Genomic DNA, 16,762 nt, shown 5'->3' on the forward strand with positions numbered 1-16,762 from the left:
TGACAATTGACGCGTCAAAACCCATCGGTCCCGACCGTGGTGTCCAGAACAGGAAGCCATCGGACCTGCTGCCGCGACAGTGGTAAACGCACAAGCGCCAAAACCATACGAACTGGATAAGGCTGATAGTCAGCGTGTTGGGATAGCCAGCAGGTAAAGGTCCTCTTCAAACAACGGCGTTTCCTGTCATCCAGCGATGCCGCTCCCCAAGCGTCAAAACCGGCCTGCCGTCTTGCTTTCACCTCAACCAGCAAGAGCCTGCCTGGCTTGCTCATGAGCAAATCAAGTTCACCCCAGCGGTACTGCAAGGAGGCGACTTTTTTTTTAGCCATCATAGCCACAGCAAACGCATCGCAAAAACTGGGGTCTGCGGTCAAAACCATCCCCGATCACCTCATGCTGGACTCAGACACTGTCCGCTAAGCCTTTGCCGCCTTCGTCTCCTGAGAAAGTAGAGAGGATCTAAAACCTTCTCTGACGCCTCTCAAGGCATCTCGTCAGACTCTGAGGAATATTGTGCTCGGACTATCCGGAGCCAAGCGGCCTGCTCGATGGTGTTGACGACATCCTGACCCGCTACTTCGACCTCGAAAAATTCACCCGCGACGCTCTGTTCGATTCGATCTGAGAAGTCCCGACCCCTAATGGTCAGGTGCTCGTGTTCAGCAGTATCTGATGCGTAATAATGAAAAGAGCAACAGAGTCAGAATTTCATTTGACCTGTTATAAGGCAGGGCTGAGCGGCGTCATGATCGACGGAATCGCCAAAACCGTTCGGGGTCACTGGTCGTTAGGCCTCAAAATTCTTGCCAGCAAGACACCCGGCGAATTGCGAGAGCTAGTCGAAAGTCACTCCAGACCACTGCAGCTCGACCAGGCCTTGGATAAATGAGCAAAGGTCTGTTGTTCTGTAAATTTACTTGTTGAACAAGATGGAATTGAACTCTCTGCTAAAGCTTGGCTTTTATTTATTGGCAACAGTATTGAGAATACCTGCACAAATAAGTTTGCAGTTGCCAAAATGACAATATATAATGCATTAACCTGGGAAGTTTTATGCTTATTCCATCCGCTATAAGCCTCTTAAAGAAGCATCGGAAAATTCTGCCTCCAACAGGATCAATAGCAGATCTTGGCGATCAATTGTTATATTCTCGCGAGCATGCTGCTCAAGCGTTTCCAGAAATTTCTAATCAAATCCTTGACGAGGATATTGATAGTTTCAAGTGTGTGTCACTTATTTATCAGAATATGGGTCTTTGCAATAGAATATGTATTGATTATTCAGAAAATGCTGACATTCGAATTAATCTAAATCATTCTGCTTTGTCGCTTCCTGAAATAGAGGCCAAATTCGACATGGTTACAAATCATGGATTTTCTGAACATGTATTCAATCAAATGTCTGTTTTCGAGTGTATGCACTATATTTGTAAAAGCGGTGGCATAATGTTTCACACTGTTCCTTGTCAAGGATGGGCAGATGGAAATGGATGGGGTCATGGCTTCTATCAATATCAACCTAATTTCTTTAGAAATTTAGCGTCCTCAAATAATTATAAAATAATAGATCTTCAAATATCTCCATTCACCCAAAGTGGAACTTTACATACATTTGATTCAAAGCTTTATCCTATTTTTGCAAATCCACACCTTCTCAAAGAAGAAGCACGCGAAAAACTTGAGATTAATAAAGGCCAATTTGTTAGTATATTAGCTATCATGAAAAAATCCGCAGATCAAAGAAGATTTTTATGTCCCCATGAGTAGGATAAAGATTTTTATTTCTTATGTTTCGTAGTATCATATTCAAAATGCTTACTGAACAGTAATATGTTCGTGTTCACGAAGTGCGGTAAGTACGGAGACAACAGGAAAAAATAAAAAATATCGCTCAACCTGAAATTGATAAACTAAGCATTCATTTGCCAATCGAACCGTCAAGGCAGCAACGAATTATGCTCGCTGAAGATCACGCCTTGAATCCAGATGCTCTGCTGATCGCTAACAATGCGTACAAATTTCTCGGGAACAACAAACGAACAAAACCACAAACAATGTCTAAAAAATTCGACCGCATCACAGGCTTTTGGCTAGCCGAACCCATCACCGCTCAGTCCTCAGTGATTGCTGTTGACATAAGTATTGGCGGTACTTATCACTACAAGGGCAAGAACCCTGCTCAACACCAACCAACAGGGGGGCATCGAGGGTCCGGTTAAACCAAATTTGAATGTTTTCTCTAAAGTCAGAATCGGCGAACGTGGTTGGGAACATTCGTACGAAATACCTCAGGCAAGACGGAAGAAAGAATCCTTACGTGCAAAGAAGAACGAAATAATTATCCAACGCTGGACGATCATGAAAAACAATGCCCTGTTTGAAAAATTATCGCCAACAAAACAGTAGCGCTGTAAATCCGCAGCAGGTGTACTAAATTTTCTCTACGAGACCTGTGGAATTGATGCAATCTCGCTGCTGCAAGAGTCGACAGATTGACTCTCTAGTAAGCAGACTGACTGATGCAAAGTAAGCTCTCAATATATACCCTTGAGAGGCCCTATTAGCCCCTGAAATGCTGAAATGGGACGCTCAGCAGGGTCGGTACGCCTTACAGAGCCTTCTAGGCGAATCTCACAGGCGATTAATGATGACACTTCATCAATCATTGACCTCAGATAGCGGCGATGTTGTGGGGAAGTTTCTGTCAATGCTTAAATCCCCTTTTCATCTACCTGCCCAATCTTTCACGGATTGGCAAACACCACATGCACTATATGGGGGGGGGTATCTTAGGATTGCCGAATGGCTTAAACCCAATAAAAGAAATCGATCTTGGCGGGCCAGATATCCGTTTGAGCTTTGTCAATAAATTAATAGCGACAATCACAACGTCCATTGATGCAGTACCTTGCTCAAACCAAAGCTGACGAGGCAGGGTAAAATCACACGACAGATCAAAACAAAAACCGATAGTGTTAACCATCGATGTTGTTGCGCAGCTTTTGGATCGAAGCCATTGACTGCACAGTTCATAACCGTTGTGGAGACCCCTCGAGAATCGCCAATGCGAACGGCGGCGTCCTGGGTGACCCATGAGAGTTGACCTGCTTTCCAATGAGTCGTCCCACGCCCCGAAGACCAAAGCAGGCGAGCTACAGCCCGTCGACGGTTAGACAAGCGCTTGACAGGTGAAAAAGGGATAATGGACGTCACAACACCCAGCCCCCTTCTCAATACTCAATCAACAAAGCGTTTGTAAAGCAATCGCACCAATCCACCAACAACGGGAACGGGTTCAAATGTCGAACCGACAAAATCGAAATAGTCGCGATGATCGCAAACTTTACCCTCCTCGTTAAAACATAGACGGCTGGTACCAGGATAAATAAACTCAATCCCCTTAATTTTTAAACCCATCTCCCACTCCACAAAAGCAGTTCTCCTCTCAATCGTGATAGCTCCGGGTAGGAGATAAACATCATTACAGCGGCTAACAAGTCCCTCCTGGGCTTCGATATAAGCCCTGATCCCCTCACGCTTCTGAGTGGGATCTTCGAAATGGACGTTTTCGTCGAAAAACTCTCTACATTGCGCTTCGGTAGGCGCCTCCATTCCGTACGGCTTAGTGAACACTGCTCGTAGGCGCTCAGCGTTCAAAACAATATCAACAATAACGAAACCTTAAACAACGTCGCATCGTGTCTGCGGTGATCCTCGATTCCTCAAAGGCCTTGATCCATGCAAGGTCCACAGTTCAGCATCTCTCCTTGGTTGTGCATGGTCATGTCGTGACTTGGTGTCGGCATCAGCCGTTCATGCCGCAAGCGTTAACGATCCTGCCTGAGGAGCGAGGTTTCCAGGATGTTGATCCACCGAACCTGGCCAGCTGAGACCGGTAATCGCACAAGCGCCAAAACCATGCGAACTGGATAAGGCTGATAGTCAGCGTGTTGTGATAGCCAGCAGGTAAAGGTCCTCTTCAAACAACGGCGTTTCCTGTCATCCAGCGATGCCGCTCCCCAAGCGTCAAAACCGGCCTGCCGTCTTGCTTTCACCTCAACCAGCAAGAGCCTGCCTGGCTTGCTCATGAGCAAATCAAGTTCACCCCAGCGGCAGCGCCAGTTGCGATCCAGCAATCTCCAGCCGGATTGCCCGAGAAGCGCAGCAACACGGTCCTCCGCAAAACGTCCTGTCTCACGCGTGTGAGTCATCGCACATTTCCAGGTCAACTGGCCAGAAGTGTTCCCCGCTGCTGGCGATGTTCGCCATTGTTGACGGGGTGGATTGTGTGAGGTTTTGTCGGGAGATGGATAGTGACATTCAGGGCTTATAGCTATTACCGCAATAACCATTGATCAGCGATGCTATATAGCCTCGTGGTGAAAGTGTTGAAGTAAAGTAGTTTGTATGTTGATCGAGGCCACAAATCACAACAACATACTCCTTCTGACCGGTGAAACCTTCAAAGACAAGGTGATCTTAATCGGTTTCTTTATTGTCAAGGATTGAGATCCAAACACCACCAATTTTGACTTGGTCCGCCACGGGATACTCTCTGCCTTGATACTCAACAGTCCTCGGAGTTGAAACAGCGGGCACTGCAGAAATAAGAAGCGGAGGAGCAGCGAAAACCAGGGATGAGCCAGCAGGAGGTTTTGCTACGGGTGAGATGAAGTTGGCCTGCTTGGTAGCTACGAACATAAGGGAAGTCAGTTCAGCGAGCAGGACGAGCAACAACCCCGCCTTGAGGGCGGGGTTGAATTAGACCGGAATCAATTCGCTAGCATCTTTTCGCCATCATCAATCCAGAACAAGCCTTTAAAACCGTATTAATAACAAATTCTTTGCTTTCTTGCAAGAAGAGCTATGGTAATGGTTCAATTATAATTTCTGATGAAATTACGCAATTTAGAAGGAATTTTTCATGGAAAAGATTTTTCCTACTTCCCGCCCGAGAGTACATGTCCCCCCGATCTACCAGATACATGTTGGGAGCCATGGGAGAATCCTAATGATCCTCCAGAAAATGTATGGGGGGAAATTCATGAATATGAGTTAATAGCAATTTATGAGCCAACCGAACATCCTGCCTTCTTTAATTACATTAACTGGTTTAGAGGGGGGTCTGGGAATTGGCATCGACAAACTGGAAGTGCTTTAATTAGAGATCATGAATATATCAATAAAAAACCTAACGAAGATATTACATTTTTTTCTTCCAATATTAGCCCTCAATCTTCTATTGAGGCCGAAGGTGACGGAATACAGTATGTCGAAGGGTTTACGGAAGGGATAATGCGGAAGAAAAATTTAATCACATTGGATTACGTAGGTTTAGAGCAGAAAACTAAAAGTACTTCCAAGCTCAAACGAGCGAAAACAATGACCACGATAGATGGGACAACATTTATAACCACGATTTCTGACTTGGACTACATCATTGATCCTGGCGGATATCCCGAGTCAACCAATATTGAGACACTTAATCGCCCTAAAAGGTTTAATAAAAACCACGCAGACAAAATTACTGGTTTTAATTCCTCGGCCGGAGCCGTAATCATTAATATTGAAGGCTTTGGCTTGGATAATTCAGCGAGCTTTAAGTCTGCAAAAAATAAATCTAAATTAAGCGAGCTCTCAACTAAAGAATACGATTTTATTTACGATCTTAGCAGCGGAATGTTCTATTTTAATGAAAATTCAAAAGAGGATGGCTTTGGCGAAGGTGGCGTTGTGGCTGAATTTAAAGGTGCTCCCAGTATCCATTCAGGAATGGTTCACTTTCTGTAAATCGCTAGATGAGAAGAGCGCAGAGCGCGCTCAAAATTCAACAGTCAATATAATTCAAGCAGGCTAATATTCCTCCCGCCACGATTCTTTATTGGAGATTTGGCCGCATAAATGACAGCATTTCGGCCAAAATAATAATGTTTTAAAGCATGGTTCTTAGTGTTGTCGCCAAATGTTTTGATATATATTTACTGTGCTGGAAAATTGAGTATCAAGTCGTCAGCTTGCTAATATTTCAATAATAGGAACTCGGATTGCTGGATCAATGGCTTTAAAGCTTCTCGAAAATGGTCTTAATTTCAAAGTTCGTAAAACCTAAAGGGCTTTAAAAAGTATATGACGAAACGTGCCCTTGTCCAAAACAAAGGGTTCTACCTGGACATGTCCAACGATAATCCTCTTGAAGAAATATTTGGTTTGGGTGACCATACACTTTTGTCGATAAAAACTACTCCATTTGAGCCGCTATCTCCTCGTTTTTTTGTCAATTATTGGATTGCTGCTCCGCAGGAAAGTACCGACATCTGGGTCATGGCTGGTTGGGAAGGTGATGATTTTATTCAAGGCACAGATACTGCAGTGAATGAAATTCATGGTTTTGGTGGTGACGATTACCTGCATGGATCCGCGAACCATAATGACAATATAATAGGTGGTGATGGTAACGATAAAATCTATAGTTATGAAGGCGATGACCTCATCCATGGAGATAATGGATCTGATCTTTTAAGTGGTGGCCGTGGAGGTGACTCCTTGTTTGGAGGTAATGGTAATGACAGCCTTTACGGTGCCATCGGTAACGACAGTCTTGAAGGAGGAGCAGGTGATGATCTTTTGATGGCTGGCCCTGGTTTCAATACTTTATCGGGTGGTTCAGGTGCAGACCGTTTCGCTTTGTTGAAAAGTTCTGATAACCACATTATGGATTTCGATCCTTCAGAAGGCGAACGTCTATTAATTCGTCGTAAGCATATGTCGACTGTTGAGGTTATTCTAAAAAAGCGTGATCCTCTCGGCCCAATCTTTGATCTTGAAGGCAAGATGGGAATTACGACTCTTGACTCAGACGCAGGTACCACCGTTGACGATATTATTGATTCGATTATTATATGAAGATAATTTGTTTCGCTTATGAAAGGGAGCCTACGGAATAGATAAGAGATTGGGAGTCTTACTAACCGCATGGGCGGCACTCTTACGCCGCCGAGTTGATCACTGAAGTTTCGAAGCTCTCATCCTTGATGCTTGCCAACATTCGGCGTTGCAGGTGGAGGATCAAGACGGTGACGTTGTCGGTCTGGCCTTTATCCGAAATTCTCAGATAACCCACTCTCATTGCTCTCAGACTTTCCGTAGGCTAGGGGATTGCCCTTGATGATAAGTTGAACCTATAAGCGGATTAGTGCCAGCACCAGTTCTGCGCAATCATTCGCCAGCCCCGCAGCTGCAACAACGTCAAAACCAGTTGTTCTGCATCAACTCCTGATGCCGCACATCGATCCATTTTTTGGCTGTGGAGCTCAGAGAAAGACTTCCCCGTGCGCCGACGAAAAAGGCAACAGGTTGCGGCGATCAGCAGAGTTGCTGATCGCCATGGAACTGGCATCCTTAGCCGAACGTTGTGATCTCTGGGATGCGCTGGCGATTGCAATCCTCCGAAATCAACGCTGCAGCGCAAACGGCAGTTGCCGCTGTACTTGCATTGCTTTTGGCACGATTGTTCCAACTTCCAGAATCTTTCTGGGCACCTATCTCTGCCATTGTCTGCAGTCTCGATGCCTTGGATGGCGCGCTCCGGGTGGGACGACGGCGGCTTCTCGGAACGGCCCTGGGAGTGACCATCGGAGCTCTTCAGATGTCGTTCACCACCCACAGCCTGCCGAGCTACGCCTTGGTGATCGCCGTGCTGGGCCTTGTCTGCAGCGCACTCTCGTTACATCCGAGTGCATTTCGGTTTGGTGCGATCGCACTGACCGTTGTGGTCACGGACACCTCGAATCCGAACATCTGGATCACGGCCGCAACCCGATTCATTGACGTCTCATTGGGAATTCTTGTCGCCCTCGTTGTGGTGAAGGCGTGGCCATGCAAACCGCCCGGCACGACCCCCACAGGTCAGTAACAACTCCGGCTTGTTCAGGCAGAGGGTCGCGGGACCACAAACAGACATGCAGACCAACCGAAACCGGGCATGCCTCTGAGCCACTGACACGCGAACTAGGCTCATTGGGTTGAACAGCGCTGCCATGACCCGACGACTGCTGGCCTTCCTCGGCGCTGTTTTGCTTGTGTTGCCTCTGCTGTTGGTTAACCCCTCCAAAACCAATGCCGCCATGGATGTGGCAAAACAAGTCCTGATTGGCGCCGATTACTCCAACAAGGACCTTCGCGGCGCAACGTTCAACCTCAGCAATCTGCGTGAAGCCAATCTGTCGGGCTCTGATCTGCGTGGGGCAAGCCTCTATGGCGCCAAGCTCCAGGATGCGGATCTCAGCGGTACGGATTTGCGCGAAGCGACCCTCGATTCAGCTGTACTGACTGGAACCGATCTGAGCGACGCAGTTCTTGAAGGCGCCTTCGCATTCAACACACGCTTCAAGGACGTCACGATTCAGGGGGCGGATTTCACCGATGTCCCCATGCGTGGAGACCAGCTCAAAAGTCTCTGCCTCGTTGCCGCAGGCACAAATTCCCAGACAGGCCGCGACACCCGCGCCAGCCTGGGGTGCAGTTGAGCTGACGATCCGATGAGTTTCGACGCCCGCAGTCTCGAACGACTCCGCGATCTTGGTCGGCAGCTCCCTCAGAAGCTGGAGGAACCCAAGGCTGAGGTTCAAAGCCCAACCCCTGCGAAGCAGAAACGGCATAAGATTGAAACAGAGGACGACCCCCAGGCTCTGTTCCGCGAGCTGATGCATGTCAGTCGGGATGGGTCCGTTCCTGAGCACATGTTGGCGCGTCTGAAGTCGCTGGAAGCCCGACGCTCCCCTGCCTCTGAATCTTCTCTGGCAGCACCGGAGGCTCCGAATCCACTGGCAGCTGGTGCGGCCTCATCCCCTTCCAAGGGCAAGACAACACAACCGAGCCGTCCCAAGGTGACACCCGGCAGTGAGGAGGAACGTCTTTATGTGGCGTTCGGTCAACTTCTGCTTGAAGACGACGAGGACAACGGTTGAATCCCTCCCGCTGCCGAATCATTGCCGTTGGCAAGATTCGCCGTGCCTGGGTTCAGGATGGAATCAATTTGTATTTGAAACGTCTGAAGGGTTTGCGCATCATCGAACTTCGCGACAGCTCTCCTGAGAAAGAAGCCGATGCAATCTGCGCTTCGCTTCAGCCCAATGAACGTCTGGTTGCTCTGATGGAACAGGCGCCACCTCTATCTTCAATCGCTTTTGCGCAGCGGCTCGAGCAGTTCGGCATGGAGCGACTTGCTTTTGTGGTGGGTGGTGCAGATGGACTGAGTGATGCGTTGAAAGCGAAGGCCGAATGGCAACTGAGTTTGTCCTCAATGACCTTCCCCCATGAAATGGCGCGTCTCATGCTGATCGAACAGTTGTTTCGCGCTCAGACAATCCTGCAAGGACGTCCGTACCACCGCGCCTGAATAGATGTTGCATGTGATTGATGATCTTGTGCCCATGGAGCACTTGCCAGCATTGAGCAAGCTCTGTGAGAGCCATGGCGTTCTTAAGGATCGGCGGGATGGAGATAGTTTGTTCAGCTGGTACGCAACCGACGCCGAAACCATGCGCTCGGTTCACACCACAGCAAATCAAGAACTGATGGGGAGCTATCTGAACGACTATCTGCTTCCTGTGATCACGTCATTTGCTTCTGAGCACACGGGAATCGAATGGTGGTGCAATACAAACAACGATCTGGATTGGCATATCGATAAAGATGAAAGCGTTTACAGATCCACAGGTCGCCATGATTTACCGCTGCTCTCCACCGTGTTTTATCCCCATATCAGCTGTGCAGGAGGAGAACTGCTGCTCGCACACCACCCAGCTGTTGCGCAAGGCAGCAGGCAACCGTTGCCGACCTTCCAGTCCGTGATCTCCATCCCCCCCGTCATCAACCGACTGGTGTTGTTTTCACCCGGACTGCTTCATAGGATCAATCCTTTTGAGGGGGATCGTTACTCAATCGCCGCCAATATCTGGGGACATGCCCTGCAGAATTGAATCAGTACGCTGTTGATTAAGCCACCTGACGCATCAATACCCGCGAATCGCTTGGCTGGCGCGATTGATGGGCCATGTGCTCGGCATAACGACGTCCAGCCCGATGCGCGTCTGTGAGCGACTTGAAATTGCCAACAAAGTCATAATCAGCGCCATTCTTTGTTGCTGCAACAGCATAAAGATGAGCAGCAACTCTCGTTACAGTCCACCGCAGATGACAGGCTGGAGCTTGGATCAGGGCATTCATTCCCAACTCCTGACTTGAATGAAAGCAAACTAGTGGCTTTGCTCCAACAAGGAACAAGAACTTATTATTTCGCAAATAAGTATTCCTGGCTCTGCTCAGCCCTTGTCAATTTAATGACTCAAATGGCACGCATCCTGAGCACTTTCTCCTAGGTACTTAGCCCACCTTCATCGATTACTTTGAAATTCTCATCACCAGTGATAAATACATTCACCATCCACAAACCCAGTGATTATGGAGACGTTCCAACGCGAAACATCATCATCACAAGTTGATCGCTGGGATGCCGTCGACAACTATCTCGTATGCATTTCTGAATGCAGTCTTGATGACAGAGCCTGCGTAACCCGCTGCATGGAGGTTCACCTCAAACCCGAAGACAACGAGCTCGGCGCCGGCTGATATCAGCAGGGCGTCGCACCCGTCCCCTGACGCCTCCCTCTCACCAAATCGATGTCAGGGTGACGGGTTTGAATTTCTCGACACCAACCGTCCATGCCCGAGGACTAATTAAGCGCAATCCCTCCATCAACGCGTCCGTATCACCACTGTTCAGCCAATTCGCCTTCAGCACGGGCAACTGTTCCGGCAAACACTCCATCGGCAGCTCCACCAGAAGCAGACTCCTTGAATCGGCTGCCCGTTTCAATACCCCAGCATCACTCCGCTGCCAGACCCTCAACAGAAGCTCTAGCGCGAGTGTGTGCCCAAGCTCGTTTGGCTCCCCTCCCTTCGGCGCCACAGCGGACTGCGATCGACCTGCCAACGGCAAAGCCCGTTGCCCTTGCTGCTCGATCAGGGCCAAGGCCACCAGATACGGCTGATCCGCCATGACGCCATTCCTGAAACCCACAGGGACTCATCCTGCCGCGTCACCCCGCTTTCAGACCGGGCTCAATCCCATCCCGACGTCCCCTGTCGACCGAGTGATCAACCCAATCCAAGCCACAAAGACCATCCTTGAATCAGAACTGATCACCCAAGTCGTGTCTCCCCTTGCCCCTGGCGGCGAAGACGACGCGCCGACTTCAACCTGATTCGAAGCGCTCTGATCACAGAATCAACCGATCAATCCTGATCACCAAAGCCAAGGAATCGTTCTCAGCCCTCTTACCAGCCCTTGGGTTTGGACGACGAATCCCCTGCATCGCGTTCCGCTTCGCCCCTGCCGGCCGGCTGCAGAACGTCTCAGGCCTGATTACAGTACAGATGTACTACATCAGACACGATGGATCCTGGCCAGCTGACCAGCCCACAGCCCCTGCAACAGAAGCGATTGCGAGTGGAGCTGCCATTGGCTGGTGAACGGGTCGCGGCTGGCTTCCCGTCGCCAGCCGATGACTACGTGGACGTGGGAATCGACCTCAATGAACAGCTGATTCGCCATCCCACCAGCACTTTTTTCCTGCGCGTCAGCGGTCATTCGATGAGCGGCGCAGGCATTCATGACGGTGACCTTCTGGTGGTGGACCGAAGCCTGGATCCCCGACCGGGCCGGATTGTGATCGCCATTCTTGACGGGGCCTTCACGCTCAAGCGACTGACACTCCATCGCAATCGGCTCCGGCTTGAGGCTGCGCATCCGGACTATCCCGTCATCGAGCTGCATCGCTGCGGCGACGTTCAGATCTGGGGCGTCGCCATCCACGTCATCCATTCGCTCTAAACGCCATGGCCCAGGCAACGGTGTTGATCGACGGCAACAATTTCTACGCCTCTTGTGAACAGAGTCTCGATCCAGCACTGATTGGTCGTCCCGTGGTTGTGCTGTCCAACAACGACGGCTGCATCGTGGCCAGAAGCGCTGAAGCCAGGGCGCTCGGATTTGCCATGGGAACGCCTTATTTCAAGGCCCGCCGGGAACTGGAACAGCACAACGTTGTTGTGCGGAGCTCGAACTACGCCCTCTACGCAGACATGAGTCAGCGCATGATGAGCCTGTTGGAAGCCCACACCGAAGACCTCGAGGTGTATTCCATCGATGAAGCATTCGCGAAACTGCATCGGCCAACCCATGAGAGCCTGCGTCCCTGGGCGATGCGCTTGCGCGCCAGACTTAAACAGGATCTTGGGCTGCCCATCGCCATCGGACTGGGCGCCAGCAAAGCGCAGGCGAAATTGGCCAACCGCCTGGCCAAACAAATCCCCAACCATGCCGGAATCTTTGATCTCGGTCAGTGCGATCAACCGGAACGATGGCTAGAGAGCATCGCCATCGAAGATGTTTGGGGTATTGGTCGCAAGCTGGCCCACTGGTGTCGTTTGCGGGGGGTCACCAATGCCCGCTTGCTGCGCGATATGCCCAGTGGAGAACTGAAGATGAAATGTGGCGTGGTTGGCCTGCGCCTGCAACGGGAACTCCGTGGCGAGGCGTGTCTTCCACTCGATCTGACACCCGCACCGAAGCAGGAAACCTGTGTGAGCCGCAGCTTCAGTAGACCGATCACCAACATTGATGATCTGCGCCAGGCGATTGCAAACTATGTGGTGCGTGCGGCCGAAAAACTTCGCAAGCAACAACAACGGGCTGGTGCATTGACCGTGTACACCAGAACCAGCCCGTTCATTTCAACGTTCTACAGCCAAACAGCAAGCATCCGACTCGATCTGCCAAGCAATGACACCAGCGTGCTGCTGAAAGCCGCCATTCCGCTTGTTGAGCACATTTTCAGGCCCAACCGGGACCTTGCCAAGGCAGGTGTTCTGATGCAAAACCTGCAAGGGACGGACATCCTGCAGGCGCACCTGATGGTGCCGATGACAGATGCGCAGCATCACAAACGGGAAGGCCTGATGCAAACCGTTGATCAGCTCAACCGTCGCTACGGCAATGGCACAATTCAATGGGCCGCCACCGGTCTGAAGCCGAGCTGGACGATGCGCCGCGAACGCCTCAGCCGAGCAGCGACGACCCGTCTCAGTGATATTCCTGTGGTGCACACCGATCAGAGACGTCCTCCTGCCATCCAGTCCAGACAGGCGCAACATTCAGCGCCGACGGAAGGCAGTGGTTAGTGACCCACTAAATGCCAAAAGAAAGATAACGAGCAAAAGCCAAGAATGAATCAATGGCAATTCTTGACATCAAAAAACAACAAAAGGCTGGTCAGATTGAACACTATTGAGAGGAAGATTCCTTCACGTCAAGAACAGTACAGCTAAAGAAAACGGGATGTAAACTCAATCGTCGCAACGGCTTGACGAAAAGCATCAATGCTTCCAATTAAATCCGTTTATGAATACACAAATACTCCAAAATTTGCACCTAATAAGGTGACCCGTTGGCATCGTGCTATTAAACAGCTTGTTGCAGAAGTTGCACCAGTTTCTCTCTTGTGCTCAAGAGTAAAACCATCCGCTCACCATGGGCATTCAGCCCGATCTGCTCACGAATCAGATCTGTGCTCGCCAGCGCTGAACCACAGGTTTCCACCACCAACACAGGCAGGGTGCTGGAGTTTCCATGAATCGACTGAACATCAAGCGCCTGTCGAACAGCTCGCTGCGCTCGATCGCTGCCAAGACGTTCAACAAACTGCGGCCAGAGGTGGTTCACAGGGCTACAGCCGGCAAAATCAACGCGAGAATCACTCATGAACCGGGTAGAAGCGCTATAGCATCCGAAATCATCTGAGCAGAAACTGGAATCCGTTCCAGCGGATCTGCATTGTCGAGATACGCATCAAAAGAGGCAAAACGTTCAACATAGGGCTGAGATGCATGGGCAGCACAGGCCGCGATCCAATCGCCATCCTCTGGTTTAACCAGCACATAAGCCTGGAGAACCTCCTCCAGGTCAGCGCCATCACCAATTCCCTGACCGTTCCAGATCGCTTCAAAAAACTCGGACATGCACAGCAGGCATGATTCACCACTCTAGGAAACACACCAAGACGATTCTCGCAACAGCCAACAGATCTCACATAGAGCCTACGGAGCGAACCAACACAAAAAACATTGCCAACAGAGAGGCGCTGCTACCCGCGTCTTGTATGAGTCACAACGACGAGGGAAGCAAGAAACAGATCAAAAGGTGTTGGTCCAATTAATCACTGAACCCCCTGAACCACCCTGCAGGTGAACTTGCCATCACCAGAGGGTTTAAACACACAACATCAGTCCGTGTTCGCGACAACACTCGTATAACCAGCGCAACGCTGGTTATCCAGATGATGAATATGTTGCCGTTCGCTGTAGTACAGCTCCTGGTAGCGCAAAGCATCACGATTCAATTCGTCAAACAACTGCTGAATTTTTGATTCCATATCCATCTCCGACTCCGCTTCATTCCTTTCACGCTCAATCAATACAGCAATGCACCGCTCAAGGGTTTGCAGACGTTGTCCTCCCCATGCCTCCAGCAGGTGCCTGCAACGCTTCAGGCTTTTCTGCCGTTCCAGCAACGCCGTAGTGCCACGCAACTGCACCAGCGGTTCCGCCAAGGAGACCCGCTGGAGTTCTCCGGGTTCAAGCAGCGGGGTGAGTCGGCTGACAAGGGCGCTGTTCTCCAGAAGCAGCTGATCAGTCAAAAGACGGGGCAGATCCAGATCCGCCAGTTCATCTCCTGCGTCGTCGCCGCGACTGATGCCTTCGAGACGACCGGCTCCGAGATTGGTTTCCTCCAGTTCTGTAATCGTGGCCCAGAGAAGACGGTGATGTTGCAGGGCGAAATCTTCGAGCTCCCGCCGCCGCAACTCCTGGCGTATGGCTGAGCGGTGTCTGGGACAGTGCAAATAGAGACGCAACAGATCAGCCTCGCAACGTTCCCGTTGCCCGGCCTCTCCAGGCTGTTCATGGCGACTGGAGCGACCATGCCAGCGTTGTCCTTTGACTTGCTTGCGAAGATCCTCCTCGAGCTGAAGGGCGAGTCGGGCCTGGCCACCGCTCAATCGTTCGGCAACACGCTGCAGGTAATGGGTGCGAACAGCGGACTGAGGAAGTTTCCCCAACAGGGCAACGAGATCCGTAACGGCCTGCTGGAATTGATCGGCACGGTTGAGATCACGACCTTCCAGGGACTGCTCGATCTGCCAGTCCAACCAGAGCGGAGCCTGATCGAGAAGAGCGCGGTAGTCACCCGGTCCATGCGCCTGGAGAAATTCGTCGGGGTCCTTTCCGGAAGGGAGGTGGAGGACCCGTAACTCCAACTGCCCCTGCAAGGCCAGCTGCTCCACTTCACCGATGGCCCGATTGGCAGCACGAACGCCAGCACCATCGGCATCAAAGTTGAGAACGAGCCGTTTGCCGTCGCAACAACGGCACAGCTGCGTGATCTGCTGGCTGCTGAGCGCTGTGCCCAACGAAGCAACAGCATTGGTGATGCCTGCGGCATGCAGTGCGATGACATCGAAATAACCCTCCACCACCACAGCGCGGTCATCTTTTCGAATGGCGTTGGCGGCCTTGTCGAGACCAAACAGATGCTTGCCCTTCTCAAACAGTTCGGTCTCAGGTGAATTGAGATACTTCGGCTCCGCCCCATCAAGACTGCGACCACCGAAGCCGATGACCCGTCCCTGGCGGTCGTGAATCGGCACCATCACCCGATGACGAAACCGGTCGTAAAAACCGTTCCCACCCTTGCGCGGAACCACCAGACCAGCGGCATCCAGCACCTCGGCGGAAAGACCCTCCACCTGTTGAAGATGCTTGAGCAAACCATCCCACTGATCCGGTGCGTAGCCCAGAGAGAAGGACTCCTGGGTTGCAGGACTCAGGCCACGGTCTGATGTCAGGTATTGGAGAGCCTGTTGACCTGCGGGAGAGCGCAACTGGGAACGGAACCAACCGCTCGCCAGAGCCATCGCCCGTTGAAGGGTCTCGCGCCGGGACAACTGCTGACGCAGACGCTCCTGCTGTGGCCCATCGACCGTTTCAACGGGAAGCTGATACTTCCGGGCCAGCTCCAGAACCACATCACTGAAGCTCTGACGCTGGAACTCCATCAGAAATTTGATGGAATTGCCGCCAGCACCACAGGAGAAGCAGTAGTAAAACTGCTTGGCTGGCGACACCGTCATCGACGGCTTGCTGTCGTCGTGAAACGGACAGATACCGACGAATTCACGTCCCTTTTTCTTGAGGACGACGTGCTCCCCGACCACGTCAACAATGTCTGCCCGCTCCTTGACGGCCTCGATCGTGCGCGGGTGCAGACGTGCATTCAGCATGGGGACATTCTGCAAAGCCAGCCCACCTGCCGCAGCGATTGACGGGGAATTCAGCTCCTCAGCCAACGCTCAGGGAATCACCAGTGAATCCACCCATCGCTCGCCGTCCCACCGACAACAGTGATGAAAGAGGCAGACAGCGTGATGGTGCGAAGCCAGATCAGATTTCTGAAGGCACTTGTGGTGACATCCTTGGCCGGACTGATGGTCAGTCTTGTGACAAGCGTGGATCAATCCAGCAATCGACGACCAGCGACCCAAAAATTTCCGCAATCGATTTCAGCCCATGACACCTATCGCGTGACCTATACACCGGCCGATTTCCTCTGAAACGCCAAAAATATTTAGGCACCACACACTGA

At 51.0% G+C, this 16,762-nt stretch carries 25 protein-coding genes; 16 read left to right on the plus strand and 9 right to left on the minus strand.

Annotation, left to right across the window (positions count from 1 at the left end):
• Positions 1-14: 14 nt before the first annotated feature.
• A complete protein-coding gene (locus SIB64_RS11030; RefSeq protein ID WP_413440254.1) occupies positions 15-383 on the minus strand; it encodes a YraN family protein in 369 nt (122 codons plus the stop codon).
• Positions 384-748: 365 nt separating this feature from the next.
• Between SIB64_RS11030 and SIB64_RS11035 the strand changes: the two genes are divergently transcribed.
• From SIB64_RS11035 to SIB64_RS11045, 3 genes are all read left to right on the plus strand, one after another.
• Positions 749-892, plus strand: a complete 144-nt coding sequence (locus tag SIB64_RS11035) for a hypothetical protein (RefSeq protein ID WP_413440255.1) — start codon at positions 749-751, stop codon at positions 890-892.
• A gap of 164 nt (positions 893-1,056) precedes the next feature.
• Entirely contained in the window at positions 1,057-1,770 is a 714-nt protein-coding gene (locus tag SIB64_RS11040; RefSeq protein WP_413440256.1) for a hypothetical protein, read from the plus strand.
• Positions 1,771-1,958: 188 nt separating this feature from the next.
• The gene (locus SIB64_RS11045) at positions 1,959-2,222 is read left to right on the plus strand and encodes a hypothetical protein (RefSeq protein WP_413440257.1); all 264 of its coding nucleotides are present in this window, start codon (positions 1,959-1,961) and stop codon (positions 2,220-2,222) included.
• A 1,018-nt stretch (positions 2,223-3,240) separates the two neighbouring features.
• Here the strand turns inward: SIB64_RS11045 and SIB64_RS11050 are convergent.
• Both SIB64_RS11050 and SIB64_RS11055 read right to left on the minus strand, forming a co-directional pair.
• Positions 3,241-3,615 carry a nuclear transport factor 2 family protein gene (locus SIB64_RS11050; protein ID WP_413440258.1) on the minus strand — a complete coding sequence of 125 codons (375 nt, stop codon included), beginning with the start codon at positions 3,613-3,615 and terminating at the stop codon, positions 3,241-3,243.
• A gap of 215 nt (positions 3,616-3,830) precedes the next feature.
• Positions 3,831-4,214 (minus strand): YraN family protein, encoded by a 384-nt coding sequence (locus SIB64_RS11055; RefSeq protein WP_413440259.1) that lies wholly within the window; start codon positions 4,212-4,214, stop codon positions 3,831-3,833.
• A 682-nt stretch (positions 4,215-4,896) separates the two neighbouring features.
• Here SIB64_RS11055 and SIB64_RS11060 point away from each other — a divergent pair.
• The gene (locus tag SIB64_RS11060; protein ID WP_413440260.1) at positions 4,897-5,793 is read left to right on the plus strand and encodes a hypothetical protein; all 897 of its coding nucleotides are present in this window, start codon (positions 4,897-4,899) and stop codon (positions 5,791-5,793) included.
• 336 nt (positions 5,794-6,129) lie between these two features.
• A complete protein-coding gene (locus SIB64_RS11065) occupies positions 6,130-6,906 on the plus strand; it encodes a calcium-binding protein (RefSeq protein ID WP_413440261.1) in 777 nt (258 codons plus the stop codon).
• A gap of 286 nt (positions 6,907-7,192) precedes the next feature.
• On the opposite strand, the gene SIB64_RS11070 is transcribed toward SIB64_RS11065, so the two are convergent.
• Positions 7,193-7,399 carry a hypothetical protein gene (locus SIB64_RS11070; RefSeq protein WP_413440262.1) on the minus strand — a complete coding sequence of 69 codons (207 nt, stop codon included), beginning with the start codon at positions 7,397-7,399 and terminating at the stop codon, positions 7,193-7,195.
• Positions 7,400-7,426: 27 nt separating this feature from the next.
• Here SIB64_RS11070 and SIB64_RS11075 point away from each other — a divergent pair, with 27 nt between their 5' ends.
• The 5 genes from SIB64_RS11075 (at position 7,427) to SIB64_RS11095 (ending at position 9,983) form a co-directional block, all read left to right on the plus strand.
• Complete coding sequence (locus SIB64_RS11075; RefSeq protein WP_413440263.1) at positions 7,427-7,915, plus strand: FUSC family protein; 489 nt, start codon at positions 7,427-7,429, stop codon at positions 7,913-7,915.
• A 124-nt stretch (positions 7,916-8,039) separates the two neighbouring features.
• Positions 8,040-8,528: a pentapeptide repeat-containing protein gene (locus tag SIB64_RS11080; protein WP_413440264.1), complete on the plus strand. Its 489-nt coding sequence runs from the start codon at positions 8,040-8,042 to the stop codon at positions 8,526-8,528.
• A gap of 12 nt (positions 8,529-8,540) precedes the next feature.
• On the plus strand, positions 8,541-8,969 hold the full coding sequence (locus SIB64_RS11085) for a hypothetical protein (RefSeq protein WP_413440265.1): 429 nt from the start codon (positions 8,541-8,543) through the stop codon (positions 8,967-8,969).
• Positions 8,966-9,400 (plus strand): 23S rRNA (pseudouridine(1915)-N(3))-methyltransferase RlmH, encoded by a 435-nt coding sequence (locus SIB64_RS11090; RefSeq protein ID WP_413440266.1) that lies wholly within the window; start codon positions 8,966-8,968, stop codon positions 9,398-9,400. The genes SIB64_RS11085 and SIB64_RS11090 overlap by 4 nt, the downstream gene beginning before the upstream one ends.
• Before the next feature lie 4 nt (positions 9,401-9,404).
• Positions 9,405-9,983 carry a 2OG-Fe(II) oxygenase gene (locus tag SIB64_RS11095; RefSeq protein WP_413440267.1) on the plus strand — a complete coding sequence of 193 codons (579 nt, stop codon included), beginning with the start codon at positions 9,405-9,407 and terminating at the stop codon, positions 9,981-9,983.
• Between the two features lie 16 nt (positions 9,984-9,999).
• On the opposite strand, the gene SIB64_RS11100 is transcribed toward SIB64_RS11095, so the two are convergent.
• Positions 10,000-10,230 (minus strand): hypothetical protein, encoded by a 231-nt coding sequence (locus tag SIB64_RS11100; RefSeq protein ID WP_413440268.1) that lies wholly within the window; start codon positions 10,228-10,230, stop codon positions 10,000-10,002.
• Positions 10,231-10,464: 234 nt separating this feature from the next.
• Here SIB64_RS11100 and SIB64_RS11105 point away from each other — a divergent pair, with 234 nt between their 5' ends.
• A complete protein-coding gene (locus SIB64_RS11105; RefSeq protein ID WP_413440269.1) occupies positions 10,465-10,632 on the plus strand; it encodes a hypothetical protein in 168 nt (55 codons plus the stop codon).
• A 40-nt stretch (positions 10,633-10,672) separates the two neighbouring features.
• On the opposite strand, the gene SIB64_RS11110 is transcribed toward SIB64_RS11105, so the two are convergent.
• Positions 10,673-11,062, minus strand: coding sequence for a hypothetical protein (locus tag SIB64_RS11110; RefSeq protein ID WP_413440270.1), 390 nt, complete (start codon positions 11,060-11,062; stop codon positions 10,673-10,675).
• Here SIB64_RS11110 and SIB64_RS11115 point away from each other — a divergent pair.
• The 4 genes from SIB64_RS11115 to SIB64_RS11130 are packed head-to-tail and all read left to right on the plus strand — an operon-like array spanning position 11,061 to position 13,245.
• Positions 11,061-11,267, plus strand: coding sequence for a hypothetical protein (locus tag SIB64_RS11115; RefSeq protein ID WP_413440271.1), 207 nt, complete (start codon positions 11,061-11,063; stop codon positions 11,265-11,267). The genes SIB64_RS11110 and SIB64_RS11115 overlap by 2 nt on opposite strands.
• On the plus strand, positions 11,227-11,535 hold the full coding sequence (locus SIB64_RS11120; RefSeq protein WP_413440272.1) for a hypothetical protein: 309 nt from the start codon (positions 11,227-11,229) through the stop codon (positions 11,533-11,535). The genes SIB64_RS11115 and SIB64_RS11120 overlap by 41 nt, the downstream gene beginning before the upstream one ends.
• Entirely contained in the window at positions 11,459-11,896 is a 438-nt protein-coding gene (locus tag SIB64_RS11125; RefSeq protein WP_413440273.1) for a LexA family protein, read from the plus strand. The genes SIB64_RS11120 and SIB64_RS11125 overlap by 77 nt, the downstream gene beginning before the upstream one ends.
• Positions 11,897-11,901: 5 nt before the next feature.
• On the plus strand, positions 11,902-13,245 hold the full coding sequence (locus SIB64_RS11130) for a Y-family DNA polymerase (RefSeq protein WP_413440274.1): 1,344 nt from the start codon (positions 11,902-11,904) through the stop codon (positions 13,243-13,245).
• Between the two features lie 280 nt (positions 13,246-13,525).
• Here SIB64_RS11130 and SIB64_RS11135 read toward each other — a convergent pair whose 3' ends face one another.
• From SIB64_RS11135 to dnaG, 3 genes are all read right to left on the minus strand, one after another.
• Positions 13,526-13,825 carry a hypothetical protein gene (locus SIB64_RS11135; RefSeq protein ID WP_413440275.1) on the minus strand — a complete coding sequence of 100 codons (300 nt, stop codon included), beginning with the start codon at positions 13,823-13,825 and terminating at the stop codon, positions 13,526-13,528.
• Complete coding sequence (locus SIB64_RS11140; protein ID WP_413440276.1) at positions 13,822-14,082, minus strand: hypothetical protein; 261 nt, start codon at positions 14,080-14,082, stop codon at positions 13,822-13,824. Before SIB64_RS11140 ends, SIB64_RS11135 begins: the two co-directional genes overlap by 4 nt.
• 263 nt (positions 14,083-14,345) lie before the next feature.
• Positions 14,346-16,400, minus strand: coding sequence for a DNA primase (gene dnaG, locus SIB64_RS11145; RefSeq protein ID WP_413442998.1), 2,055 nt, complete (start codon positions 16,398-16,400; stop codon positions 14,346-14,348).
• Positions 16,401-16,523: 123 nt separating this feature from the next.
• Here dnaG and SIB64_RS11150 point away from each other — a divergent pair, with 123 nt between their 5' ends.
• Positions 16,524-16,730, plus strand: coding sequence for a hypothetical protein (locus tag SIB64_RS11150; protein WP_413440277.1), 207 nt, complete (start codon positions 16,524-16,526; stop codon positions 16,728-16,730).
• The last annotated feature ends 32 nt before the right edge of the window (positions 16,731-16,762 follow it).

The organism is Synechococcus sp. MIT S1220 (genome assembly GCF_047303025.1).
In the GTDB taxonomy this organism is placed as follows: domain Bacteria; phylum Cyanobacteriota; class Cyanobacteriia; order PCC-6307; family Cyanobiaceae; genus Parasynechococcus.